Genomic DNA, 20,703 nt, shown 5'->3' with positions numbered 1-20,703 from the left:
CCGGGCCGGGAGCGGATTCCGCTCCCGGCCCGGCCGGTGCTCAGGTCAAGCTCGAACAAGGTCTCGCATCGGGATCCTTGGCCCCGTTGGGGACCCACCGCACGTTCGCGAACGACGCCTGGAACGCGGCGTCGGTGTAGACCAGGAACGGGGTGTTGATGTGCTCGAAGTCGAGCCCGTTGTTGAAGCAGGACAACGGGATCTTGACCGTCGTCTTGGCGCCGCCCGCCAGGTCGGTGAACAGCTTGGTCGCGTTCACCTCGGAGAAGCACGGGTAGACGCAGTGCATGCTGATCACCGTCCGGTTGACCGGTGCCTGCTGCACGACGGTGTCGAACTCCAGCGCCCCGTCCGCGTTCAGGTAGCTGCGGAGGTCGTCCGTGCCCGCCGGGTTCTGGAGGTAGAGCTGGGCGGCACCGGTGCCGGTCCAGGTCGTCTTCAGGCCGTCACCCTGCACGTTGACGTCCGTCGGGACGGTGTTGATCTCGCTGTGCGCGGCGGTGCCGTCCGGGCCGATCTCGGTGCCGCCCCAGTTCTCCGCCGAGCCGATGAAGCTCTTGTACGGGGCGACGTCGGTCCGGTCGAAGATCGACAGGTCCTCGGTCGCCGTCCCGCCGCCGCCGGTGGACCCGCAGGTCGCCGGGCCGGGGGTCTCGTCCAGCTGGCCGATGGTGACGCGCTGGCCGGTCTTGAGGCCGTAACCCAGCTTGAACAGCGGGTCGTAGTCCGGGGACCACGGGTTGAGCGGCGACTGGCACGCGCTCTTCGGCCACGAGTAGGACAGCGTGCCCTGGTAGCCGGTGCCGTCCTTGCCCTTGACGAGCATGTCGGCGACGCCGCCGCCCTCGGTGCCGGGCAGCCAGGCCGCGACGAACGCGTCCGAGCGGTTGATCTCGTGGTTCATGTAGAGCGGACGGCCGCCGACGTAGACGGTGACGACCGGGGTGCCCTTGCCGCTGACCTTGTCCAGCACGGCCGCGTCCTCGGGGTAGAGCTTCGAGGCCTCGAGGGTCTTGCGGGTCAGGTCGCCGACGCCCTCGGCGTACGGCGTCTCACCGATCACGGCGATGACGGCGTCGTAGCCCTTCGGGTCCACCGTGCCGGTGGCGTCGAAGGTGACGTTGGCGTCGCCGAGGTCCTGCTTGATGCCGGTGAGGATCGAGGTGGCGTTCGGGAAGTCGGCGTTGGTGTTGCCCGTGCCCTGCCAGCTCAGCGTCCAGCCGCCGGTCTGGTTCGAGATGTTGTCGGCGCTCTTGCCGACCACCAGGACCTTGGACTTCGGCTTGAGGGGCAGCACGTTGCCGTTGTTCTTCAGCAGCGTCTGCGACTCGCGGGCCGCGTCGCGGGCCAGCCAGTTGTCCTTCAGCGCCTCGTCCGAGTTGGCGTAGGAGCGGTCGGACGGCTTCTGCGACTCGAAGATGCCGTCACGGATCTTGACGCGCAGGATGCGGGTCACGGCGTCATCGATGCGCGACATCGGGATCTGGCCGCTCTGCACCTGGGCGACGGTGTTGGTGATGAACGCCTTCCAGTCCGCGGGCACCATCACGACGTCGATGCCGGCGTTGATGGCCTGCGGGCAGGAGGAGTTCGTGCAGCCGGGGACCTGGCCGATGGCGTTCCAGTCGGACACGACCAGGCCGTCGAAGCCGATCTTGCCCTTCAGGATCTCGTTCATCGCCTTGCTGCTGCCGGTCAGCTTGCCCTCGTTGATGCCGAGGTCCGGGTTGGTCCAGCTGTTGAACGAGACCATCACGGTCTGGGAGCCGGCGGCGAGCGCGCCGTAGTAGCCCTGGCCGTGGAGGTTGATCATGTCGGCCTCGGACGACGGGTTGACGCCCTGGTCCTGGCCCTTGGCCGTGCCGCCGTCACCGATGAAGTGCTTGGCGGTGGCGATCACGCCGTTGTAGCCGATGCGGCTGGTGGCGCCGTCCTGGAGGCCGTTGATGTCCTCGTAGCCGTAGGAGCGCGTGATCCGCGGGTCCTCGGAGAAGCCCTCGTAGGTGCGGCCCCAGCGGTCGTCCTGGACGACGGCCAGCGTCGGCGAGAACGCCCAGTCCTGGCCGGTCGAGCGGACCTGGCGGGCGGTGGCGCCGGCGACGTCGCGGACCAGGCACGGGTCGTGCGCCGCGCCGAGGCCGATGTTGTGCGGGAAGACGGTGGCGCCGTAGACGTTGTTGTTGCCGTGCACGGCGTCGATGCCCCAGATGACGGGGATCTTCGTGCGGCTGGTCTTGGAGGCGTTCCAGTAGGAGTCGGCGAGGTTCAGCCAGTCCTGCTGGGTGGCGTGCTTGTTGGCGCCGGGCCACGCGCCGCCGCCGTTGAGGACGGTGCCGATGGCGTACTGGCGGACCTCGTCGGGGGTGATCGAGGTGATCTCGGGCTGCGTCATCTGCCCGACCTTCTCCTCGAGAGTCATCCCCGAGAGGATCTGGGCGATGCGGGCCTCGTCGCCGGCCTTCCCCTTGAGCTGGCTGTCGACCTTGGGCCAGTCCGCGAGGGTCGGCAGGGTCTTCTCGATCTTGGCGCAGCCGTCCTTGTCGAGGGCGGGCTTGCCGATGACGGGCTGTGCCGGTGCGGCCTGGGCCTGCAGCGGTGCCGCCTGCGCGACCCCGCCGAGCAGGCTCAGGCTCATCAGCGTGACGAGCGAACTTCGACGCGCACGCGACCACGCGCGTGATCTTCCGGCCATGGTCTGGTCCATTCTGCGAGGGCGGCGGACCGGCCGATCCTCACCGGGCAAAGGGGACTGCGTCAATAGTTTCCGGCCGGTACGCTCTTCGTTAATTCTCGCCATAAAATAAGAGTCGTCCGGTGGGCGGCACCCCATTACCGCGCAGGTCGGGCCGGGTCAAGGGTGCGCGGGGGCAGCCGTTCTGCCCGCGGAGGCTGAGCTGTTTGCCAGGATGGCCGGATGGACATCCGCCGCATCACGACGGCCGAGCCGGCGCTGGCCGCCGCCGACCTCTTCGACGACCCGCCGGTTTCGGCGGCCCTTGAGCGATTCCTCGCGTCGGAGGGGCACCACCTGCTGATCGCGTACGTCGACGACGTCCCGGCGGGCATGGTGACCGGCGTCGAGATGACGCACCCGGACAAGGGGACGGAGATGTTCCTGTACGAGCTGGGCGTCTCCCCGTCGTTCCAGGGTCGCGGTCTCGGCTCGGCCTTGGTGACGGAGCTGGCCGCACTGGCCCGTTCGCGGGGGTGTTACGACATGTGGGTGGTGACGGAGGAGGACAACGCCGCGGCCCAGGCGACGTACCGCCGCGCCGGCGGAGCCGGGACGGGCCGCCAGGTGGTCCTGGAGTGGGACTTCACGTAGCCAACTCGCGTGTTCTCGTGTGACTGGGCCCGGATCTCGCGTGTCTGGAGGCGGATCTCGCGTGATTGGGCGCGTGACTCGCGTGATTGGGGAGACGACACGCGTGATTGGAGGGACGACACGGGGGTCAGGCCAGGACTGAGCCGGGGAGTTCCTCGAAGATCAGCCACGTCCTTGTCGAGCGGACGCCGTCCAGGGCCTGGAGGCGCTCCAGGACCACGTCGCGCAACGTCGTGTTGTCCGGGGTCCGGACCAGCAGCAGGATGTCGAAGTCGCCGCCTACCAGGGTGACGTGGTCGACGTACGGGATCTCGTGCAGGTCCGTGGCCATCGTGCGCCAGGACGTCTGCTCCACCGTCACCATGATGTACGCCGACGTGCCCAGGCCCGCGCGGCGCGGGTCGATGCGGGCGCCGAAGCCCGTGATGACGCCCTCCGCCATGAGGCGCTCCAGCCGCGCGTACGCGTTCGTGCGCGAGATGTGCAGGCGCTCCGCCAGCGCCCGGACCGCCAAGCGGCCGTCGGCCGACAGCTCCGCCAGCATCGCGCGGTCGATGTCGTCCAGCGGTGCGACCGTCCGTCCCGGGTGAGCGCCCTGCGCCGGATCCGGAAAAGACGTTTGGTCACCGTAAGCCCCCAGAAAAGACTGTTTGTCGCTCATTTCGCGCAACCCTTGTACACAACACCGCCGAGAACCACCATCTGAGCATCATATGTCTGCGAGAGGTGGTGTGCGTCATGGCGACGGAAACCCTGCTGCCGTCCGCGTCGCCGGTGCGGTTCGTCGCCGAGGACGGGACGCGTGTCGACCAGCACGGCCCCTACGGAGAGCCGGCCGAAGCGCGGCTCAAGGAGGCCTACCGGCTGATGGTCCTGGGCCGCCGGTTCGACGTCCAGGCGACCGCGCTCACCAAGCAGGGCCGCCTCGCCGTCTACCCCTCCAGCGCCGGCCAGGAGGCCTGCCAGGTCGCCGCCGCGCTCACCCTGAGCAAGCAGGACTGGCTCTTCCCGACCTACCGCGACTCCGTCGCCCTCATCGCGCGCGGCCTGAAGCCCGGCGAAGTCCTGACGCTGCTTCGCGGCGACGCGCACTGCGGCTACAACCCCGCCGAGACGCGCGTCGCGCCCCAGTGCACTCCGCTCGCGACGCAGACCCTGCACGCCACCGGCCTCGCGCACGCGATGCGGCGACGCGGTGAGGACGGCGTCGCGCTCGCGCTCATCGGCGACGGCGCCACCAGTGAAGGCGACTTCCACGAGGCGCTCAACTTCGCCGCCGTCTTCAAGGCGCCCGTGGTGTTCTTCGTGCAGAACAACCGCTACGCGATCTCCGTGCCGTTCGAGAAGCAGAGCGCCGCGCCCGCGCTGGCGTACAAGGGGATCGGCTACGGCATGCGCTCGGAGCAGGTCGACGGCAACGACGCCGTCGCGGTGCTGAGCGTCCTCGACGACGCCGTCCGGCACGCCCGCGAAGGCCGCGGCCCGGTCCTCGTCGAGGCCCACACCTACCGCATCGACGCCCACACCAACGCCGACGACGCCACCCGCTACCGCGACGCCGCCGAAGTCGCGAAGTGGCGCGAAGCCGACCCGGTCACCAGGCTCGAGACCTACCTCAAGGCGCGGAACGCCCTGCAGGACAACGAGATCGAGCAGTTCCGCAACGACGCCGAGGACTTCGCCCAGACCGTTCGCGACACGCTCAACGCCGAGCCCGAGCTGGACCCGCTGTCGCTGTTCGACCACGTCTACGCCGAGCCGACCCGCCACCTCAAGGCGCAGCGGGCCGCTCTCGAAGCCGAGCTGGAGGCCTGATGACGACCACGATGGCGCAGGCGCTCAACGCCGCCCTGCGGGACGCGCTCAAGGACGACGACAACGTGGTCGTGTTCGGCGAGGACGTCGGCGCGCTCGGCGGCGTCTTCCGGGTCACCGACGGCATCACCGCCGACTTCGGCGAGGACCGCTGCTTCGACACCCCGCTCGCCGAGGCCGGCATCGTCGGGTTCGCGGTCGGGATGGCCATGGGCGGCTTCCGCCCGGTCGTCGAGATGCAGTTCGACGCCTTCGCCTACCCCGCGTTCGAGCAGATCACCTCGCACGTCGCGAAGCTGCGCAACCGCACCCGCGGCGCGCTTTCGCTGCCGATGGTCATCCGCATCCCCTACGCCGGCGGGATCGGCGGCGTCGAGCACCACTGCGACTCCAGCGAGGCCTACTACACGCACACGCCGGGCCTGCGCGTCGTCACGCCGGGCACCGCGCAGGACGCCTACGACCTGCTCCGCGACGCCATCGACTCGCCGGACCCGGTCGTCTTCCTCGAGCCGAAGTGCCGCTACTGGTCGAGCGAAGAGGTGAGCTTCACGCGCAGCGGCCCGGCCGTGGACCAGGCCGTGGTCCGCCGGAGCGGCAAGGACGTCACGCTCATCGCGTACGGCCCGATGGTCGCCACCGCGCTGGAGACCGCCGAAGCCGCGAAGGACGAGGGCTGGGACGTCGAGGTCGTCGACCTGCGGTCGCTGAGCCCGTTCGACGACGAGACCGTGACGGCTTCGGTGCGCCGCACCGGTCGCGCCGTCGTGGTGCACGAAGCCGCGGGCTTCGGCGGTTACGGCGCCGAGGTCGTCGCTCGCGTCACGGAGCAGTGCTTCCACCAGCTGCACGCGCCGGTGCTGCGCGTGACCGGCCTCGACATCCCGTTCCCGGCGCCGAAGCTGGAGCGTCACCAGCTGCCGGACGTCGACCGGATCCTCGACACGATCGCCCGGCTGCAGTGGGCCGACACGCCGGTGGTGGCCGGTGCCTGACTTCCTGCTGCCGGACCTCGGCGAGGGCCTGACCGAGGCGGCGATCCTGAACTGGCACGTCAAGATCGGGGACACGGTCAAGATCGACCAGATCGTCGTCGAGGTCGAGACGGCGAAGGCCGCGGTCGAGGTGCCCGTGCCGTTCGCCGGTGTCGTGTCGGCGTTACACGGCGAACCCGGCCAGCTGCTGCCGGTCGGCGCGCCGCTGCTGAGCGTCGGCGGGTTCGCCGAGCCGGGCGTCACAGTGTCGACCACGTCATCGGGCAGCGGCAACGTCCTCATCGGCTACGGCACCGCGCCGACCACGCGCCGCAAGCGCGTCCGGCGGGTCGAGGCGCCCGTCGTGAAGGCCAAGGCGCCCGGCGTGATCTCGCCGTTCGTCCGGAAGATGGCCGCGGACAACGGGATCGACCTCGCGAAGGTCACCGCCACCGGCCCGGACGGCATCATCCGCCGCGCCGACGTCGAAGCGCTGCTGAACAAGCCCGCGCAGCAAGACGGCGAGCGCCGGATCCCGCTCACCGGCGTCCGCAAGGTCGTCGCCGACAAGCTCACGGCGTCGCGGCGCGAGATCCCCGAGGCCACGGTCTGGGTGGACGTCGACGCGACCGAGCTGGTCGCCGCGCGGGTGGCCCTGAACGCCAAGACGGACCGTCCCGTCAGCCTGCTCGGCCTGATCGCGCGGTTCGCCGTGGCGGGCCTGAAGAAGTACCCGGAGCTGAACTCGCGCGTCGAGGGCGACGAGATCGTGCTGCTGCGCGGCATCCACCTCGGGTTCGCCGCGCAGACCGGGCGCGGGCTCATGGTGCCGGTCGTGCGCGACGCCGGTGAGCTGTCGACGCGGGACCTGTCGGCGGCGATCGGCGACCGCGCCCGCACCGCGCGCGACGGCAAGCTCGCGCCGGCCGACCTGACCGGTGGCACGTTCACGGTGAACAACTACGGCGTCTTCGGCGTCGACGGCTCGGCGGCGATCATCAACCACCCCGAGGCCGCGATCCTCGGCATCGGCCGGATCATCGACCGGCCGTGGGTGGTCGGCGGCGAGCTGGCCGTGCGGAAGGTCTGTGAGCTGACGCTGGCGTTCGACCACCGCGTCTGCGACGGCGGCACGGCGGGCGGGTTCCTAAGGTTCGTCGCGGACTGCGTCGAGTCGCCGGTCACGGCCCTGGGCGACCTGTGAGACTCACCGGCCGCATTGGCCGGATGTGACGGTGGTGGCACTTAAAGTGTTCGCGTGACGACTCCAGCCCAGCACGACCGGGACCAGTCGGCGGCGCGCGTGGGCCGGCTCAAGCAGGACCTGGCGGGCCGGCTCGACACGGCGCCGGAGCCCGGTGCCGAGGACGCCGAGCCGATGGACCGGCTCGTGGCGGCGGCCGTCCGGCTGCTGGACGCCGAGGCGGACCACGACGAGGCCGTGCACCGGCTGGTGGCGGCGGAGCTCGGTGCCCGCCACGCGGCGACGCAGCGCGCGGTCGTGTTCTTCGCGGCCGGTCCGGTGCTCGCCGGGCTGGTCTCGGCCGCGCTCGTGCTGTTCGGCGTGCTGTCGCCCGGGTGGCTGCCGTTGCTGGTCCCGCTGTTCGCGGCCGGGATGTGGGTCGGGTTCGCGCCCGTCCGGGAGGTACCGGCGGTGCTGCGCGAGCGGACGCGGGCGGCCCGGGCGGGCACGCTGGCCGCGGTGTTCCTGGTGGTGGCGTTGCTGCCGTGGCCGTCGAGCACGGCGAACGTGGTGAGCACGATCCTGGCGGTGCTCGGGACGGCGGGCGCGATCGCGGGCCTGGTCCGGGAAAGCCGGATCCCGTGACGCGCGGCTACGCCACCTACGGCGACGACCCCGACTTCGAGGCGGAGTACGCCGACTACGCCGAGCCGGCCGACGACACGCGCCGCGACCTCGACGAGCTGTTCGCGGCCGTCGACGGGCTGCGCACCGCCGTCCAGGACGTCGACGCCCGCGACGCCGGGCTGCGCCAGGAGTTCGCGGACCTGGCCGACCGCGTCGGTCCCGGAGCGCCCCAGGAGCACCGGATCGACCAGCTCGGCCGGCAGCTCGAACGGCTGCAGCAGCAGGTGCAGGCGCTGGAGCGCGCGGTGCGCGTGTCCGACGGCGTGCCGCAGGCGAACCTCGACGACGTCGGCGCGGAGACGCGCGCGCTGGCGGCGCAGGCCGCGCGCTGGGACGACCTGCACAAGGAACTGGTGACGAAGGAGCAGCGCGCCCGCCACGAGCAGGAGATCGCGCGGCTGGGGGACGTGCGCGAAGCGGGCGCGCGCTGCGACGCCGACTTGCTGGACGTCATCCGCCGCCTCGCCACGACGGACCGCGGGTCCCGCGCTCGCGGGGACGCCGAGTCGTCGCTGCGCGCGTTGAGCACCCGGCGCCGCACGCTGCTGGACGAGGAGATCCCCGCGGCCTTCGACGCCGCGGAGCAGGCGCGGCTCGCGTTGCGGGAGGCCGACGCGGTCGACGCGCGCGTGGTCCCGCAGCTGGAGCGGGCCGAACGCGCGTGGCAGGACCTGCAGGTCCGCCTGCGGACCCGGATCACCGACGCGCTCGGCTCCAACGCGCTGCTCCCGATGTGGTTCAGCCACGCGCTCGGCGTCGCCCCGCCGTCGGGAACTTCGGGCGACGCCTGGATCCGCACGGCGGCTTCGGTGCTCGCGTACCGGGTGACGTTCGGGATCAAGGACCCGGCCCTGCCGCTGGGTCCGCCGTCGACCGACGGCGCCGACACGACCGAGCGCCGCTGGACCTGGCGGGCCCGGCTGGAGTCCGATCTGGACGAACTGTCCCGCTAAGGCGGCGCGGTGTTCCGGCGGTGTCCGCGCGGGGCGTGGTGGGTGATGTAGTCGGACAGGACCGCGTCGCTCGCCCGCGGTTTCGCCCGGCGCAGCAGCATGCGCAGGCCGATCAGGAAGACCACCCGGTCGGCGATCCGCGCGACGCCGTAGATCAGCACGGGCAGGCCGGAACCACCGGCGATCGCGGCCACGGCGGCGGGGTCCAAACTCATCACCTCCGGACGGCGGGTCTTGCCATCATCGCCGGTCGGCCGTAATAATTGCCATACCTTCTGACAAATTCGGACGGTTTCGGTCCGACGCAGGCGAGGAGGTGACCCGTGGCCGTCATCGGCAGGCCGGACGTCCCCGAAGGGGCGCACCGGCGGCTCGTCGACGCACTCCACGAGGTGTACCTGCGCGCCGGAGCGCCGGGCGTGCGGACGATCGCGCAGCGCGGCGGCGTCAGCCGGGACACCGCGCACCGCGTGCTGACGAATCCGGCCCTGCCGACCTGGCCGGCGCTGGAAGCCGTAGTGGCCGCGCTCGGCGGGGACATCGGACGGTTCCGTGCGCTCTGGGTCGCCGCGCGACAGCCGGACGCGGCGCCGGTCGCCGAGCCGCCCGCCGAGCCCGGCGCCGCGGCGGGACCTTCGGTGCGGGTGCTGGTCGTCGAAGACCACCCGCTCTACCGGCAGGCGCTGGTCCAGGCCGTGGGCGCGTTCGGGCACGTGGTCGTGGGCACGGCCGCGAACGGGGAGGACGCGGTATCACTCGCGCTGGAGACCCGGCCCGAGGTGATCCTGATGGACCACTTCCTGCCCGGCCTGCTGGGCATCGACGCGACGGCGCGGATCCGGTCGGCGGATCCGGCCATCCGGGTGCTGATCATCAGCGCCGGCGCGACCGGGGAGCTGACGTTGGCGGCGTTGCGCTCGGGGGCGCACGGCGTGCTGAGCAAGGACGTCGAAGCCGACGGGATCGACCGCGCGATCCGGGCCGTGGCGCGCGGGGAGGTCCACGTGCCCGCCGGGGCCGCCGCGCCGCCCGAGGTCGCCGAGCCGCGCGAAGCCGGCGAACAGGAACTGAAGCCGCGTGAGCGGCGGGTCCTCCAGCTGGTGGCGGAAGGCTACACGGACGTGCAGATCGCCGAGCGGCTCGCGGTCTCGGTCCGCACGGTGCGGAGCTACCTCGACCGCGTCCGCGACAAGACCGGTGAGCGGCGCCGTGCGGGGCTGGTGCGCGTCGCGCTCGAGAGCGGTTTGGTCAGACCGCGGCCGGGCGGCGCAACGCCTGACGCCTCAAGCGGTTGAAGAGCTTCGGATTGTTCAGCGCGAACACCCCGACCGTCACGCCGTCACGCTGGTAGGTCGCCACGAACGACTCGTCCGACGGGCCGCCCTCCACGAAGGTGAGCGCGTCGTCCGGGCGTGGGTGGCCCGCCAGCTGCAGCGTGCCCGCGTATTGGTCCGACCAGACGTACCCGCTCGGCGTGTACGTGCGTTCGGTCCGTCCGGCCAGGAGGTTGCCCACCGCGACCGGGGCCTGCTCGGACGCGTTCGTCCAGTGCTCGTGGCGCCGTCCGACGCCGTCGGCGTGGTAGCGGGCGACGTCGCCGATCGCCACCACCTGCGGCAGGTCCGTCACCAGGCCCGCGTCCGTGTGGACGCCGTTGCCGGTCGTCAGGCCGGAGCCCGCCAGCCAGTCCGTGGCCGGGGTCATGCCGACGCCCACCACGACCACGTCCGCCGGTACCAGGGAACCGTCGGCCAGGTGGACGCCGGACTCGGACAGGCTCGCGACCGCGACGCCGCAGCGCAGGTCCGTGCCGTGGTCGGCGTGCAGCCGCGCGCAGACCGCGGCCAGCTCCGGGCCCAGCACCGGGGCCAAAGGCGCGCTCAGAGCTTCCAAGACGACCACGTCGAGGCCCAGGGAACGGCACGTCGAGGCCACCTCGGCGCCGATGAACCCGGCCCCGACGATCGCCACGCGCACCCCGGGCACCAGCGCGGCCCGCAGCGCCAGCGCGTCGTCGATGGTCCGCAGCGTGTGGGCGCGCTCGAAGCCCGGCAGTGTGCGCGCGCGGCCGCCGGTGGCGATGACGACGCCGTCCGCGTGCACCGAGCTGCCGTCCGAGAGGTGCACCCGGCGGGCGGCCGGGTCCAGGGACGTCGCCCGGACGCCCAGGCGGAAGTCCAGGGCCAGCGACGCGAGGTCGCCGGCGTCGAGCAGCTCCAGCGCGGCGCGGGAGGTCGTCCCGGCCAGGAAACCCTTGGACAGCGGCGGCCGGTCGTACGGCAGGTGCGCCTCCTCGCCGATCAGCACCACGCCGCCGTCGTAGCCCTGCGCGCGCAGCTCCTGCGCGGCGCGGACCCCGGCCAGCGAAGCGCCGACGACCGCGACGCGCTTCACGCGGCGTCCTCGCGGGCCACGCCCTGGACGTGGATGACGCCGTCGTCGACCAGCACGGTGTACGTCCGCACCGGGGCCTTCGCCGGCAGGCAGCTCGGCACGCCCGTGCGCAGGTCGAACAGCGCCGCGTGCAGCGGGCACTCGACGAAGCAGCCTTCGAGCCAGCCGTCGGCCAGCGAGGCGTCCTGGTGGGTGCACGTGTCGTCGATGGCGTACAGCTCGCCGTCCTCGGTGTGGAACACCGCGATGGCGGGAGACCCCGGGATCCGGACGGACTCACCCGGGGGCAGCTCGTCGACGGTGCATGCGCGAATCATGACGCCTCCGCTAACTGTTGCGCATTGAGGAACATCGACTGTGATCCGCAACAAGTGTGAATTCGCCGGAGGGCGTCGTCAAGGGGGTACGCCCCGGTAGTTTCCGTTACCCGGTAACGGAGAATCCGGGCAGCACGACGCGCCCGCACCGGGGATGGCGGTACGGGCGCGTCGACGTCCGGCGCTAGTGCGCCGCGGCCTCGCCGTGGCGGTAGAACGGCTGCTTGAGCGGGGCCAGCGGGGTGTTGCCGAGGATCAGGTCCGCGGCCTTCTCCGCGGTCATCATCACCGGCGCGTAGATGTTGCCGTTGGGGATGTAGGGCATGACCGACGCGTCGACGACGCGCAGGCCCTCGGTGCCGTGCACCCGCATCGTCTGCGGGTCGACGACGGCCCCCTCGGCCACGCCCATCTTGGCCGTGCACGACGGGTGCAGCGCCGTCTCGGCGTCCTTCGCGACCCAGTCCAGGATCTCTTCGTCGGTCTCCACCGACGGTCCTGGCGAGATCTCCCCGCCGTTGTACCGGCCCATCGCGGACTGGTTGAGGATCTTCCGCGCCACCCGCACGGCTTCGATCCATTCCTTGCGATCGTTTTCCGTGGACAGGTAGTTGAACTTGATCGCCGGGTGCTGCCGCGGATCGGTCGAGGTGAGCTTCACCGAGCCGCGGGTGTCGGCGTACATCGGGCCGACGTGCACCTGGTAGCCGTGGCCTTCCGTGGGCGCCGAGCCGTCGTAGCGGATCGCCACCGGCAGGAAGTGGAACATCAGGTTCGGGTACTTCACCTCGTCGTTCGACCGGACGAACCCGCCGCCCTCGAAGTGGTTGGTCGCGGCCGGGCCGTTCCGCAGGAACAGCCACTGCGCGCCGATGTAGGGCCGCTTCCACTTGGCCAGCGACGGCTGCATCGACACCGGTTCCTTGCAGGCGTACTGGATGTACACCTCCAGGTGATCCTGCAGGTTCTCGCCGACGCCCGGCAGGTCCTTCACGACGTCGATGCCGAGCTTCTCCAGGTCGGCCGCGTTGCCGACGCCGGAGAGCTGCAGCAGCTGCGGGCTGTTGATCGCGCCGCCGCAGAGGATGATCTCCTTGCCGTACACCTCGGCCGGCACGCCCCGGCCTTCGCTGTACTCGACGCCGATCGCGCGGGTGCCGTCGAAGAGGATCTGCGAGACGAACGCGTGCGTCTTCACCGTGAGGTTGGCCCGGTGCTCGACCGGGTGCAGGTAGGCGCCGGCCGCGGACAGCCGCCGTCCTTTCCGGACGTTGCGGTCGAACGCCGCGAAGCCCTCCTGCCGGTAGCCGTTGACGTCGTCGGTGCGCGGGTAACCCGCTTCCTCGGCGGCGTCGAAGAAGGCCTGGAACAACGGGTTGGTCGCCGGGCCGCGCTCCAGCTCGAGCGGGCCGTCGTGGCCGCGCCACTGGCCGTCCGGTGCGTCGGCCAAGCAGTTTTCCATGCGCTGGAAGTACGGCAGGCAGTGCGCGTAGTCCCATGTGGACATTCCCGGGTCGCCGGCCCAGCGCTCGTAGTCCAGCGGATTGCCGCGCTGGAAGATCATCCCGTTGATGCTCGACGAGCCGCCGAGCACCTTGCCGCGGGCGTGGTAGATGCGGCGCCGGTTCATGTGCGGCTCGGGCTCGCTGCGGTAGCCCCAGTCGTAGAACTTCGACCCGATCGGGAACGTCAGCGCGGCCGGCATGTGGATGAAGACGTCCCACTTGTAGTCGGACCGGCCGGCTTCCAGGACGAGGACCTTGTTCGACGGGTTCGCCGACAGCCGGTTCGCCAGCGCGCAGCCCGCCGAGCCACCGCCGACGATGACGAAGTCGTAGGTATCGGAACTCATGGGGCCTCCTCAGCCGGGCAGGGTGTCCGGGGCGTTGTCGGGCATGTGCTCGGGGCTCGTGTGCGACGAACCCCAGGTACCGCGCCGGATGTAGAGCATGATCGCACCGACGAGGACGATCAGCCCGGTGACGATCACCGCGCCCCACTGGAAGTACCAGTGGTCGTCGCCGTAGACCTCGGCGCGCGGCCAGATCAGGTTGACCGTCATCGCGGCGCCGTAGACGACCGCGACCAGGTTCACCAGCGTGCCCCAGCGGCCGAGCTTGAAGTACGGCCCGTGGCCCGGGCGCGGCCAGCCACCGCGCAGGCGGCGGATCAGCATCGGGCCGGTGACCATCAGGTAGGGGATGTAGAACAGGATGATCGCCGTCGAGGTCAGGATGAAGAACGCCCGTTGGTTGCCCAGGTTGATCAGCAGCACCACGATGGTGAGGCCGCCGGTGAGCAGCGCGGGCACGACCGGCGTCTTCGAGCGCGGCGACACCTTGGCCATCGCCTTGCTGAACGGCAGCCGGCCGTCGCGGGACATCGCCCACGTCATCCGGATCGCCGCGGTCTGCACGGCCAGGCAGCACACCGTGATCGCGATCGCCGAGCAGATCAGGAAGGCGTCGCCGAGGCCCTCGCCGAGCGTGCTCTTCAGCAGGTACGGCATGCCGGACGTGCTCAGCTCCTTGGCGTTGAGGTCGCCGACGGCCATCATGCCCACGAGCATCATCAGCCCGCCGACGATGAACGCGGCGGTGATCGCCCGCAGGATCGCGCGGGGTGCGTGCCGCCGCGGCTGCGTCGTCTCCTCGGCCAGCGAACCGGCGGTGTCGAAGCCGTAGAAGACGTACGCGCTCATGAGCGACGCCACCAGGAAGGCCCCGAGGTACCCGAACGTGTGACCCTCACCGGTGCCGTGGGTGTCGAAGACGATGCCCGGGCCGCGCTTGATGTGGATGGCGAGCGCGATCACGAGCAGCACGCTCGCGCCGAGCTCCACCGCAACGCCGAAGTTGTTGATCTTCGCCATCAGCCTGACGCCGATGAGGTTCACGACCGTGGCGAACACGACCAGGATGAGCGCCAGGATGATGGCGTTCTGCGCACCACCCGGTGTCGACGTCAGGCCGGCGTCGTCGTCGCTGCCGACGATCTGGAACGCGGTCGACACCTGCGGCAGGATGATCTGGTAGGCCACCGCGACGGCCGCGGCCGTGACGATCGCGCCGATGATCATGATCCAGCCGGCCAGCCAGGACGTCGCGGGCTTCGCGATCTGCTTCGCCCACTGGTACACCGAGCCGGCGAGCGGGAACTGCCCGGCCAGCTCGGCGAAGCAGAGGGCGACGGCGGCCTGGCCGATGAAGACCAGCGGCCACGTCCAGATGAAGGCCGGCCCGCCCGAGCCGAAGCCGAAGAAGAACAGCTGGAACACGCCGGTCAGGATGGAGATGTAGCTGAACCCGGCGGCGAAGCTGGAGAACGAGCCGAGCGAGCGCTCGAGTTCCTGGCGGTAGCCGAACTTCTCGAGCTCGGAGCTGTCGTCCGGGGCAGGCCCCCCGCCCGCCTTCTGCGAATCGATGGTCATCGTCGGTCCTCACGTGGTGGGGTGGGGGAGTGATCAGCCCTTGAACCAGTGCTGCGGAACGGGATCGATGTTCTGGTAGACGTGCTTGCTCTCCTGGTACTCCGCCAGCCCGGACGGTCCGAGCTCGCGGCCGATGCCGGACCGGCCGAACCCGCCCCACTCCGCCTGCGGCAGGTAGGGGTGGTAGTCGTTGATCCACACGGTGCCGTGGCGCAGGGCCCCGGCGACCCGCTGGGCGCGGGACGCGTCCGACGTCCACACGGCTCCGGCGAGCCCGTACTCGGTGTCGTTGGCCAGCGCGATCGCGTCGGCCTCTTCTCGGAAGCGTTCGACGGTGACGACCGGGCCGAAGACCTCTTCCCGGACCACCGCCATGTCCCTGGTGCAGCCGGAGAACACCGTCGGGCGCAGGAAGAAACCGCTTTCGTACTGCGCGCCTGCGGGTCGCTTGCCGCCGGCCCGCAGTGTCGCGCCCTCCCGGAGAGCGCTTTCGATGTAGCCCTCGACCTTGGCGCGGTGCTGCGCCGAGACGAGCGGGCCCGTCTCGGTGGCGGGATCGAGGCCGTCGCCGACCCGGATCGCGTCGGCGCGCGCGGCGAGGTCCGCCACGAACCGGTCATGGATGCCATCCTGGACGATCAAGCGCGCGCCCGCCGAGCACACCTGTCCCGAATGGACGAACGCGGCCATCAGCGCGTAGTCGAGGGCGGTGTCGTACGCGGCGTCGTCGAACACCACGTTCGGGTTCTTGCCGCCGAGCTCCAGGGCGACCCGGCGGACGCCCTTCGCGGCGGCCGTCATGATCTTCTCGCCGGTCGCGTAGCCGCCGGTGAACGAGACGAGGTCCACGGCCGGGTGCTCGACCATCGCGGCGCCGACGGGACCGGGGCCGAGCAGGAGGTTGACGACGCCCGGCGGGACGCCGGCCTCGTCGAGCAGGGCGACCAGCTTGATCGTGGTCAGCGGCGTCACCTCGCTCGGCTTGAGCACCATCGTGTTGCCCGCGGCCAGCGCCGGGGCGACCTTCCAGGACATCTGGAGCAGCGGGTAGTTCCACGGCGCGATCAGCGCGCAGACGCCGACGGGCTCGTGCACGATCCGGCTGACGACGGTCGCGCTGCCCGCGTCGACCACTCGGCCGGCGTCCTTGCCGGCGAGGTCGGCGTAGTAGCGGAAGACGTTCGTCACGTCGTCGATGTCGATCCCGCCCTCGCCCAGCGTCTTGCCGGTGTCGAGGCTCTCGGTGCGGGCCAGGTCCTCGCGGTCGCGGACCAGCAGGCCGGCGACGCGGCGGAGGAGTTCGCCGCGCTCGGTGGCGGTGGTCGTGCGCCACGGACCGGCGTCGAAGGCCCGCCGCGCGGCTTCGACGGCGGCGTCGACCTCCGCGGGCCCGGCCTCGGCGACCTTCTCGATCACCTGGCCGGTGGCGGGGTTGAGCACGTCGGAGGCGGTGCCGCCGGCGGCGTCCGTCCAGCCTCCGTCGATGTACAGGTCCTTCATGCGGCCCCTTCCGATTCGGTAGTGGCTGCCTGGTCGCGCTTGAGTGCGTACATTTGTACGCGAGACGTGTACAGATGTCCACAAGTAGGGTCCGTCAGGTCGGCGTGCGACGATCTGTCCGTCGCGCCGGAGACGCACGAAGGGGGCTGCTCGACACCGATGTCGAAGACCGAATCCACCACGGCGTCCACGGCCGGCCGGCGGCGTGGCCCCAACGACCCCGACCGGCGCGCGCGGATCGCCAAGGCGGCGATCGAGGTCGTCGCCCAGCGGGGCATCGACGGCCTCACCCACCGCGCGGTCGCCGCCGCCGCGGGCGTGCCGCTGGGCTCGACGACCTACCACTTCGCGACCCTGGACGACCTGCTCGAGGTGGCGCTGCACGAGGCCGCCGAGAAGAACGTCCACGCGCTGAAGGAGTGGGAAGCGGCGCTGCCGCCGGACGCCGACTTCGCCGCGGCGCTGGCCGACCTGGTCATGGGCTACATCAACGAGCAGTACCGCGACACCGTCGTCGAGTACGACCTGTACGTCGCGGCCCTGCACCGCCCCCGCCTCCGCGCGGCGAGCGCGGCCTGGGACGACGCCCTCACCGAGCTGTACGGCATCCGCACCGACCCGCTCACCGGCCGTCTCCTGGCCGGCCTGTTCTGCGGCCTCCTCATGCAGGCCGCCCTGGCCGACCCCCGCCCGACCCGCGAGGAGATCGAAACCCTCTTCCGCCGGGCCATCCACGGCCCGGCCCTGTGATCAGAACGCCGGCACGCGTGATTGAGGGGTCGGCACGCGTGATTGAAGGGTCGACACGGCGGGCTGGGGGTGCGTTGGGCCGTGTTGACCCTCCAATCACGCGAGTTGACCCTGTAATCACGCGTGTCGGCTGAAACGTGCCGGAAATCCTGGGCGGGCGTTGAAAAACTCGGGTTGACAGCGGTCGTCGGCGGCAGTCACTCTGTTCCGGAGTGAGCAACAAGACGCGTTCTGCGCAACTACTCCCGTACTGACCGCGGAGAGGACCCCCGACGGTGACCACTACCGATCTCCCGCCGAGCCTGCTCGCCACGCTGCCCGGCTCCTACTACACCGATCCGGCGATCTTCGCGCTGGAGCAGGCGAAGATCTTCGAGGCCGACTGGTTCTGCGCCGTGCGCAGCGCGGACCTCGCCGGACCGGGGGCGTTCGAGACGGTCCGGATCGGCAAGGAGAGCGTCCTGGTCTCGCGGGGGCGCGACGGGAAGCTGAACGCGTTCCTCAACGTCTGCCGCCACCGCGGCGCGCGGCTGTGCACCGCGGACTCCGGCACCGTGAAGCGCGCGTTCCAGTGCCCGTACCACGCCTGGACGTACGGTCTCGACGGCAAGCTCATCGCCGCGCCGAACCTCACCGGCATGCCGGACGTCGACCGCACGACGTTCGGGCTCACCCGCGTCCACCTGCGCGAATGGCTCGGCTACGCGTGGGTCTGCCTGGCCGCCGAGCCGCCGCCGTTCGAGGGCAGCGTGGTCGCCGCGGTCACCGAACGGCTCGGCGGCGAGCGCGCGATCGAGGCGTACGGCGTCGACGGCCTCGCGCTCGGCAAGCGCATCGAGTACGACGTGAAGGCGAACTGGAAACAGATCATCGAGAACTTCATGGAGTGCTACCACTGCGCGACGATCCACCCGGAGCTCACCGAGGTGCTGCCGGAGTTCGCCGACGGCTACGCGGCGCAGTACTACGTCGGCCACGGCGCGGAGTTCGGCGGCGAGGTCCAGGGCTTCACCGTCGACGGCAGCGCGGGCGTCGAGCGGCTGCCCGGCGTCACCGAGGACCAGGACCGCAAGTACTACGCCGTCACCATCCGGCCGCAGGTGTTCGTCAACCTGGTGCCCGACCACGTGATCCTGCACCGGATGTTCCCGCTGGCCCCGGACCGGACGCTGGTGCGCTGCGACTGGCTCTACCTGCCCGGCGTCGTCGAGTCCGGGCGCGACCTGACGCGCTCGGTCGAGCTGTTCCACCGCGTCAACCTGCAGGACTTCGAGGCGTGCGAACGCTGCCAGGTCGCGATGGACTCACGCGCCTACGCCGGCGGCGGGGTGCTCGTGCCCAGCGAGCACCACATCGGCGAGTTCCACGACTGGGTCCGTGGTCGCCTCTCGTGAGTGTTTAGGGCGGTTAGAACCGCCCTAAACACTCACGAGGCTTTAGATGAGCGCGCGGATGGCGGCCTCGAAACCGGCGACGTGCTCCAGCGTGAGCGCGGCGGCCTTCTCGGCGTCGCCCTCGATGATCGCGGTGAGGAGCGGGACGTGCTCGTCGACGTGGCCGGCCATCCCGGGCAGCCGGGGGACGAACACGCACCAGATCCGGGTCGCGAGGTTGTCGTACCGGATCAGCGTGTCCTCGAGGAACGGGTTGTGCACGCACCGGTAGATCGCCCGGTGCAGGGCGAGGTCGGTGCGCAGCAGCTCGGCGTTGTCCCCGGCCGGGACACCGGCGTCGAGCCGCCCGCGCAGCTCGGTGAGCGTCGCCCGGTCGGCCTCGGTCGCGCGCCCGGCCGCGGCGGCGGTGGCCATCGGCTCCAGCGTGCGCCGGACCTCGGAGATGTGCGCGAGGTCGGAGATGTTGACGTCGGTGGCGAACGTGCCCCGCCGCGGGTAGGCGACGACCAGCCGCTCGGACTCGAGGCGTTTGAGCGCCTCGCGGATCGGCGTGCGGCCCATGCCGAGGGTGGTGCCGAGCCACTCCTCGTTGATCGGGTCGCCCGGCCGGATGTCGAGCATGACCAGGCGATCACGGACGAAGAGGTACGCCTGCTCCGCCAGCGATGGGGGATTGACCTGTGGGTTCACGCCGCTTAGCCTACATCGACAATTGATATATCAGAAGTCGACCAGGAGGATACGGATGCCTCGCACCCCCGGCGCGGACCTGCCGGACCACCCTGACTTCCTCTGGAACGACCCCGACCCGAAGCCGGCCTACGACGTGATCGTGGTGGGCGGCGGCGGGCACGGCCTCGCCACCGCCTACTACCTGGCGAAGGTGCACGGCATCACCAACGTCGCCGTGCTGGAGAAGGGCTGGCTCGCGGGCGGCAACATGGCCCGCAACACCACGATCATCCGCTCCAACTACCTCTGGGACGAAAGTTCCGGCATCTACGAGCACTCCCTCAAGCTGTGGGAAGGCCTCGAAGAGGACCTCGGTTACCCGATCCTGTTCAGCCAGCGCGGGGTGCTCAACCTCGCGCACAGCCTGCAGGACGTCCGTGACAGCGTCCGCCGCGTCGAAGCCAACAAGCTCAACGGCATCGACGCCGAATGGGTGGACACCGGCGGCGTCAAACAGCTGTGCCCGATCGTCAACACCTCGCCGGACGTCCGGTACCCGGTGCTCGGCGCGACCTACCAGCCGCGCGCGGGCATCGCGAAGCACGACTACGTGGCCTGGGGCTTCGCCCGCGCGGCGCACGCGATGGGTGTCGACCTCATCCAGAACTGCGAGGTCACCGGCATCTCCACGGTGAACGGCCGGGTCACCGCGGTCGAGACGTCGCGGGGCCGGATCGCCGCGGGCAAGGTTGCGTTGTGCGCCGCCGGGCATTCCTCGGTGCTGGCGAAGATGGTCGGCCTCGACCTGCCGCTCGTGTCGCACCCGTTGCAGGCCCTGGTGTCCGAGCTGCTGGAGCCGATCCACCCGACGGTCGTGATGTCGAACGCCGTGCACGTCTACGTTTCCCAGGCGCACAAGGGTGAACTCGTGATGGGCGCCGGGATCGACAGCTACAACGGTTACGGCCAGCGCGGCTCGTTCCACGTCATCGAGCAGCAGATGGCCGCCGCACTGGAGCTGTTCCCGGTGTTCGCGCGGGCGCACCTGCTGCGGACCTGGGCGGGCATCGTCGACGTCAGCCCGGACGCCTCGCCGATCGTCGGCCTGACGCCGGTCGAGAACCTGTTCCTCAACTGCGGCTGGGGCACCGGCGGTTTCAAGGCCACACCCGGTGTCGGTGACGTCTTCGCGGCGACCATCGCGCGGGGCAAGCCGCACGAGTACGCCGAACCGTTCACCTTGGACCGGTTCACCACCGGTGCCCTCGTCGACGAGCACGGCGCCGCCGCCGTCGCGCATTAGGAGTCC

General features: G+C 70.8%; 19 protein-coding genes. 10 read left to right on the top strand and 9 right to left on the bottom strand.

The genetic code is table 11. The features are described 5' to 3' along the window. Positions 1 to 40: 40 nt before the first annotated feature. The gene (locus OG439_RS28985) at positions 41 to 2,635 is read right to left on the bottom strand and encodes a glycoside hydrolase family 3 protein (RefSeq protein WP_326951639.1); all 2,595 of its coding nucleotides are present in this window, start codon (positions 2,633 to 2,635) and stop codon (positions 41 to 43) included. 279 nt (positions 2,636 to 2,914) lie between these two features. Between OG439_RS28985 and OG439_RS28980 the strand changes: the two genes are divergently transcribed. Next, positions 2,915 to 3,325: a GNAT family N-acetyltransferase gene (locus OG439_RS28980; RefSeq protein ID WP_326943966.1), complete on the top strand. Its 411-nt coding sequence runs from the start codon at positions 2,915 to 2,917 to the stop codon at positions 3,323 to 3,325. Positions 3,326 to 3,452: 127 nt separating this feature from the next. Here the strand turns inward: OG439_RS28980 and OG439_RS28975 are convergent, their stop codons facing one another. Next, positions 3,453 to 3,986, bottom strand: a complete 534-nt coding sequence (locus OG439_RS28975) for an Lrp/AsnC family transcriptional regulator (protein ID WP_326943965.1) — start codon at positions 3,984 to 3,986, stop codon at positions 3,453 to 3,455. Between the two features lie 77 nt (positions 3,987 to 4,063). Here OG439_RS28975 and pdhA point away from each other — a divergent pair, with 77 nt between their 5' ends. Genes pdhA through OG439_RS28950 form a run of 5 tightly spaced genes read left to right on the top strand, consistent with a single transcriptional unit; the run spans position 4,064 to position 8,937 of the window. Next, complete coding sequence (pdhA, locus tag OG439_RS28970; RefSeq protein ID WP_326943964.1) at positions 4,064 to 5,140, top strand: pyruvate dehydrogenase (acetyl-transferring) E1 component subunit alpha; 1,077 nt, start codon at positions 4,064 to 4,066, stop codon at positions 5,138 to 5,140. Next, a complete protein-coding gene (locus OG439_RS28965) occupies positions 5,140 to 6,135 on the top strand; it encodes an alpha-ketoacid dehydrogenase subunit beta (RefSeq protein WP_326943963.1) in 996 nt (331 codons plus the stop codon). The genes pdhA and OG439_RS28965 overlap by 1 nt, the downstream gene beginning before the upstream one ends. After that, on the top strand, positions 6,128 to 7,318 hold the full coding sequence (locus OG439_RS28960) for a dihydrolipoamide acetyltransferase family protein (RefSeq protein WP_326943962.1): 1,191 nt from the start codon (positions 6,128 to 6,130) through the stop codon (positions 7,316 to 7,318). The genes OG439_RS28965 and OG439_RS28960 overlap by 8 nt, the downstream gene beginning before the upstream one ends. A gap of 54 nt (positions 7,319 to 7,372) precedes the next feature. Then, complete coding sequence (locus OG439_RS28955; protein ID WP_326943961.1) at positions 7,373 to 7,942, top strand: hypothetical protein; 570 nt, start codon at positions 7,373 to 7,375, stop codon at positions 7,940 to 7,942. Then, on the top strand, positions 7,939 to 8,937 hold the full coding sequence (locus OG439_RS28950; protein ID WP_326943960.1) for a hypothetical protein: 999 nt from the start codon (positions 7,939 to 7,941) through the stop codon (positions 8,935 to 8,937). The genes OG439_RS28955 and OG439_RS28950 overlap by 4 nt, the downstream gene beginning before the upstream one ends. On the opposite strand, the gene OG439_RS28945 is transcribed toward OG439_RS28950, so the two are convergent. After that, positions 8,934 to 9,152, bottom strand: a complete 219-nt coding sequence (locus OG439_RS28945; protein WP_326943959.1) for a hypothetical protein — start codon at positions 9,150 to 9,152, stop codon at positions 8,934 to 8,936. The genes OG439_RS28950 and OG439_RS28945 overlap by 4 nt on opposite strands. Positions 9,153 to 9,260: 108 nt before the next feature. Between OG439_RS28945 and OG439_RS28940 the strand changes: the two genes are divergently transcribed. Then, positions 9,261 to 10,232 (top strand): response regulator transcription factor, encoded by a 972-nt coding sequence (locus tag OG439_RS28940; RefSeq protein WP_326943958.1) that lies wholly within the window; start codon positions 9,261 to 9,263, stop codon positions 10,230 to 10,232. Here the strand turns inward: OG439_RS28940 and OG439_RS28935 are convergent. The 5 genes from OG439_RS28935 to OG439_RS28915 all read right to left on the bottom strand — a co-directional run bounded on the left by OG439_RS28935 (position 10,186) and on the right by OG439_RS28915 (position 16,578). Beyond that, complete coding sequence (locus OG439_RS28935) at positions 10,186 to 11,331, bottom strand: NAD(P)/FAD-dependent oxidoreductase (protein WP_326943957.1); 1,146 nt, start codon at positions 11,329 to 11,331, stop codon at positions 10,186 to 10,188. The two genes, OG439_RS28940 and OG439_RS28935, sit on opposite strands and share 47 nt — an antisense overlap. Next, a complete protein-coding gene (locus OG439_RS28930) occupies positions 11,328 to 11,648 on the bottom strand; it encodes a bifunctional 3-phenylpropionate/cinnamic acid dioxygenase ferredoxin subunit (RefSeq protein ID WP_326943956.1) in 321 nt (106 codons plus the stop codon). Before OG439_RS28930 ends, OG439_RS28935 begins: the two co-directional genes overlap by 4 nt. Before the next feature lie 184 nt (positions 11,649 to 11,832). Next, positions 11,833 to 13,500: a choline dehydrogenase gene (gene betA, locus OG439_RS28925; RefSeq protein WP_326943955.1), complete on the bottom strand. Its 1,668-nt coding sequence runs from the start codon at positions 13,498 to 13,500 to the stop codon at positions 11,833 to 11,835. Between the two features lie 9 nt (positions 13,501 to 13,509). Continuing rightward, complete coding sequence (locus OG439_RS28920; protein WP_326943954.1) at positions 13,510 to 15,078, bottom strand: amino acid permease; 1,569 nt, start codon at positions 15,076 to 15,078, stop codon at positions 13,510 to 13,512. A 33-nt stretch (positions 15,079 to 15,111) separates the two neighbouring features. Further along, entirely contained in the window at positions 15,112 to 16,578 is a 1,467-nt protein-coding gene (locus OG439_RS28915; RefSeq protein WP_326943953.1) for an aldehyde dehydrogenase family protein, read from the bottom strand. A 159-nt stretch (positions 16,579 to 16,737) separates the two neighbouring features. Between OG439_RS28915 and OG439_RS28910 the strand changes: the two genes are divergently transcribed. After that, positions 16,738 to 17,328 (top strand): TetR/AcrR family transcriptional regulator, encoded by a 591-nt coding sequence (locus tag OG439_RS28910; protein ID WP_326943952.1) that lies wholly within the window; start codon positions 16,738 to 16,740, stop codon positions 17,326 to 17,328. A gap of 275 nt (positions 17,329 to 17,603) precedes the next feature. Further along, positions 17,604 to 18,722, top strand: coding sequence for an aromatic ring-hydroxylating oxygenase subunit alpha (locus OG439_RS28905; RefSeq protein WP_326943951.1), 1,119 nt, complete (start codon positions 17,604 to 17,606; stop codon positions 18,720 to 18,722). A gap of 42 nt (positions 18,723 to 18,764) precedes the next feature. Here OG439_RS28905 and OG439_RS28900 read toward each other — a convergent pair whose 3' ends face one another. Next, a complete protein-coding gene (locus OG439_RS28900; protein ID WP_326943950.1) occupies positions 18,765 to 19,412 on the bottom strand; it encodes a GntR family transcriptional regulator in 648 nt (215 codons plus the stop codon). A 55-nt stretch (positions 19,413 to 19,467) separates the two neighbouring features. Between OG439_RS28900 and OG439_RS28895 the strand changes: the two genes are divergently transcribed. Next, the gene (locus OG439_RS28895; RefSeq protein ID WP_326943949.1) at positions 19,468 to 20,697 is read left to right on the top strand and encodes a sarcosine oxidase subunit beta family protein; all 1,230 of its coding nucleotides are present in this window, start codon (positions 19,468 to 19,470) and stop codon (positions 20,695 to 20,697) included. Positions 20,698 to 20,703: the final 6 nt, after the last annotated feature.

The sequence above is a fragment of the Amycolatopsis sp. NBC_01307 genome, assembly GCF_035975215.1.
Classification (GTDB): domain Bacteria; phylum Actinomycetota; class Actinomycetes; order Mycobacteriales; family Pseudonocardiaceae; genus Amycolatopsis.
Note: the sequence above shows the minus strand (reverse complement) of the source record. Positions and strands in the feature narration are given on the sequence as shown.

Coding starts and splice junctions, on each gene's coding strand:
- OG439_RS28985 (WP_326951639.1), bottom strand. CDS start 2,635: ATGAGCCTGAGCCTGCTCGGCGGGGTCGCGCAGGCGGCACCGCTGCAG.
- OG439_RS28980 (WP_326943966.1), top strand. CDS start 2,915: ATGGACATCCGCCGCATCACGACGGCCGAGCCGGCGCTGGCCGCCGCC.
- OG439_RS28975 (WP_326943965.1), bottom strand. CDS start 3,986: ATGAGCGACAAACAGTCTTTTCTGGGGGCTTACGGTGACCAAACGTCT.
- pdhA (WP_326943964.1), top strand. CDS start 4,064: ATGGCGACGGAAACCCTGCTGCCGTCCGCGTCGCCGGTGCGGTTCGTC.
- OG439_RS28965 (WP_326943963.1), top strand. CDS start 5,140: ATGACGACCACGATGGCGCAGGCGCTCAACGCCGCCCTGCGGGACGCG.
- OG439_RS28945 (WP_326943959.1), bottom strand. CDS start 9,152: ATGAGTTTGGACCCCGCCGCCGTGGCCGCGATCGCCGGTGGTTCCGGC.
- OG439_RS28930 (WP_326943956.1), bottom strand. CDS start 11,648: ATGATTCGCGCATGCACCGTCGACGAGCTGCCCCCGGGTGAGTCCGTC.
- betA (WP_326943955.1), bottom strand. CDS start 13,500: ATGAGTTCCGATACCTACGACTTCGTCATCGTCGGCGGTGGCTCGGCG.
- OG439_RS28920 (WP_326943954.1), bottom strand. CDS start 15,078: ATGACCATCGATTCGCAGAAGGCGGGCGGGGGGCCTGCCCCGGACGAC.
- OG439_RS28915 (WP_326943953.1), bottom strand. CDS start 16,578: ATGAAGGACCTGTACATCGACGGAGGCTGGACGGACGCCGCCGGCGGC.
- OG439_RS28910 (WP_326943952.1), top strand. CDS start 16,738: ATGTCGAAGACCGAATCCACCACGGCGTCCACGGCCGGCCGGCGGCGT.
- OG439_RS28895 (WP_326943949.1), top strand. CDS start 19,468: ATGCCTCGCACCCCCGGCGCGGACCTGCCGGACCACCCTGACTTCCTC.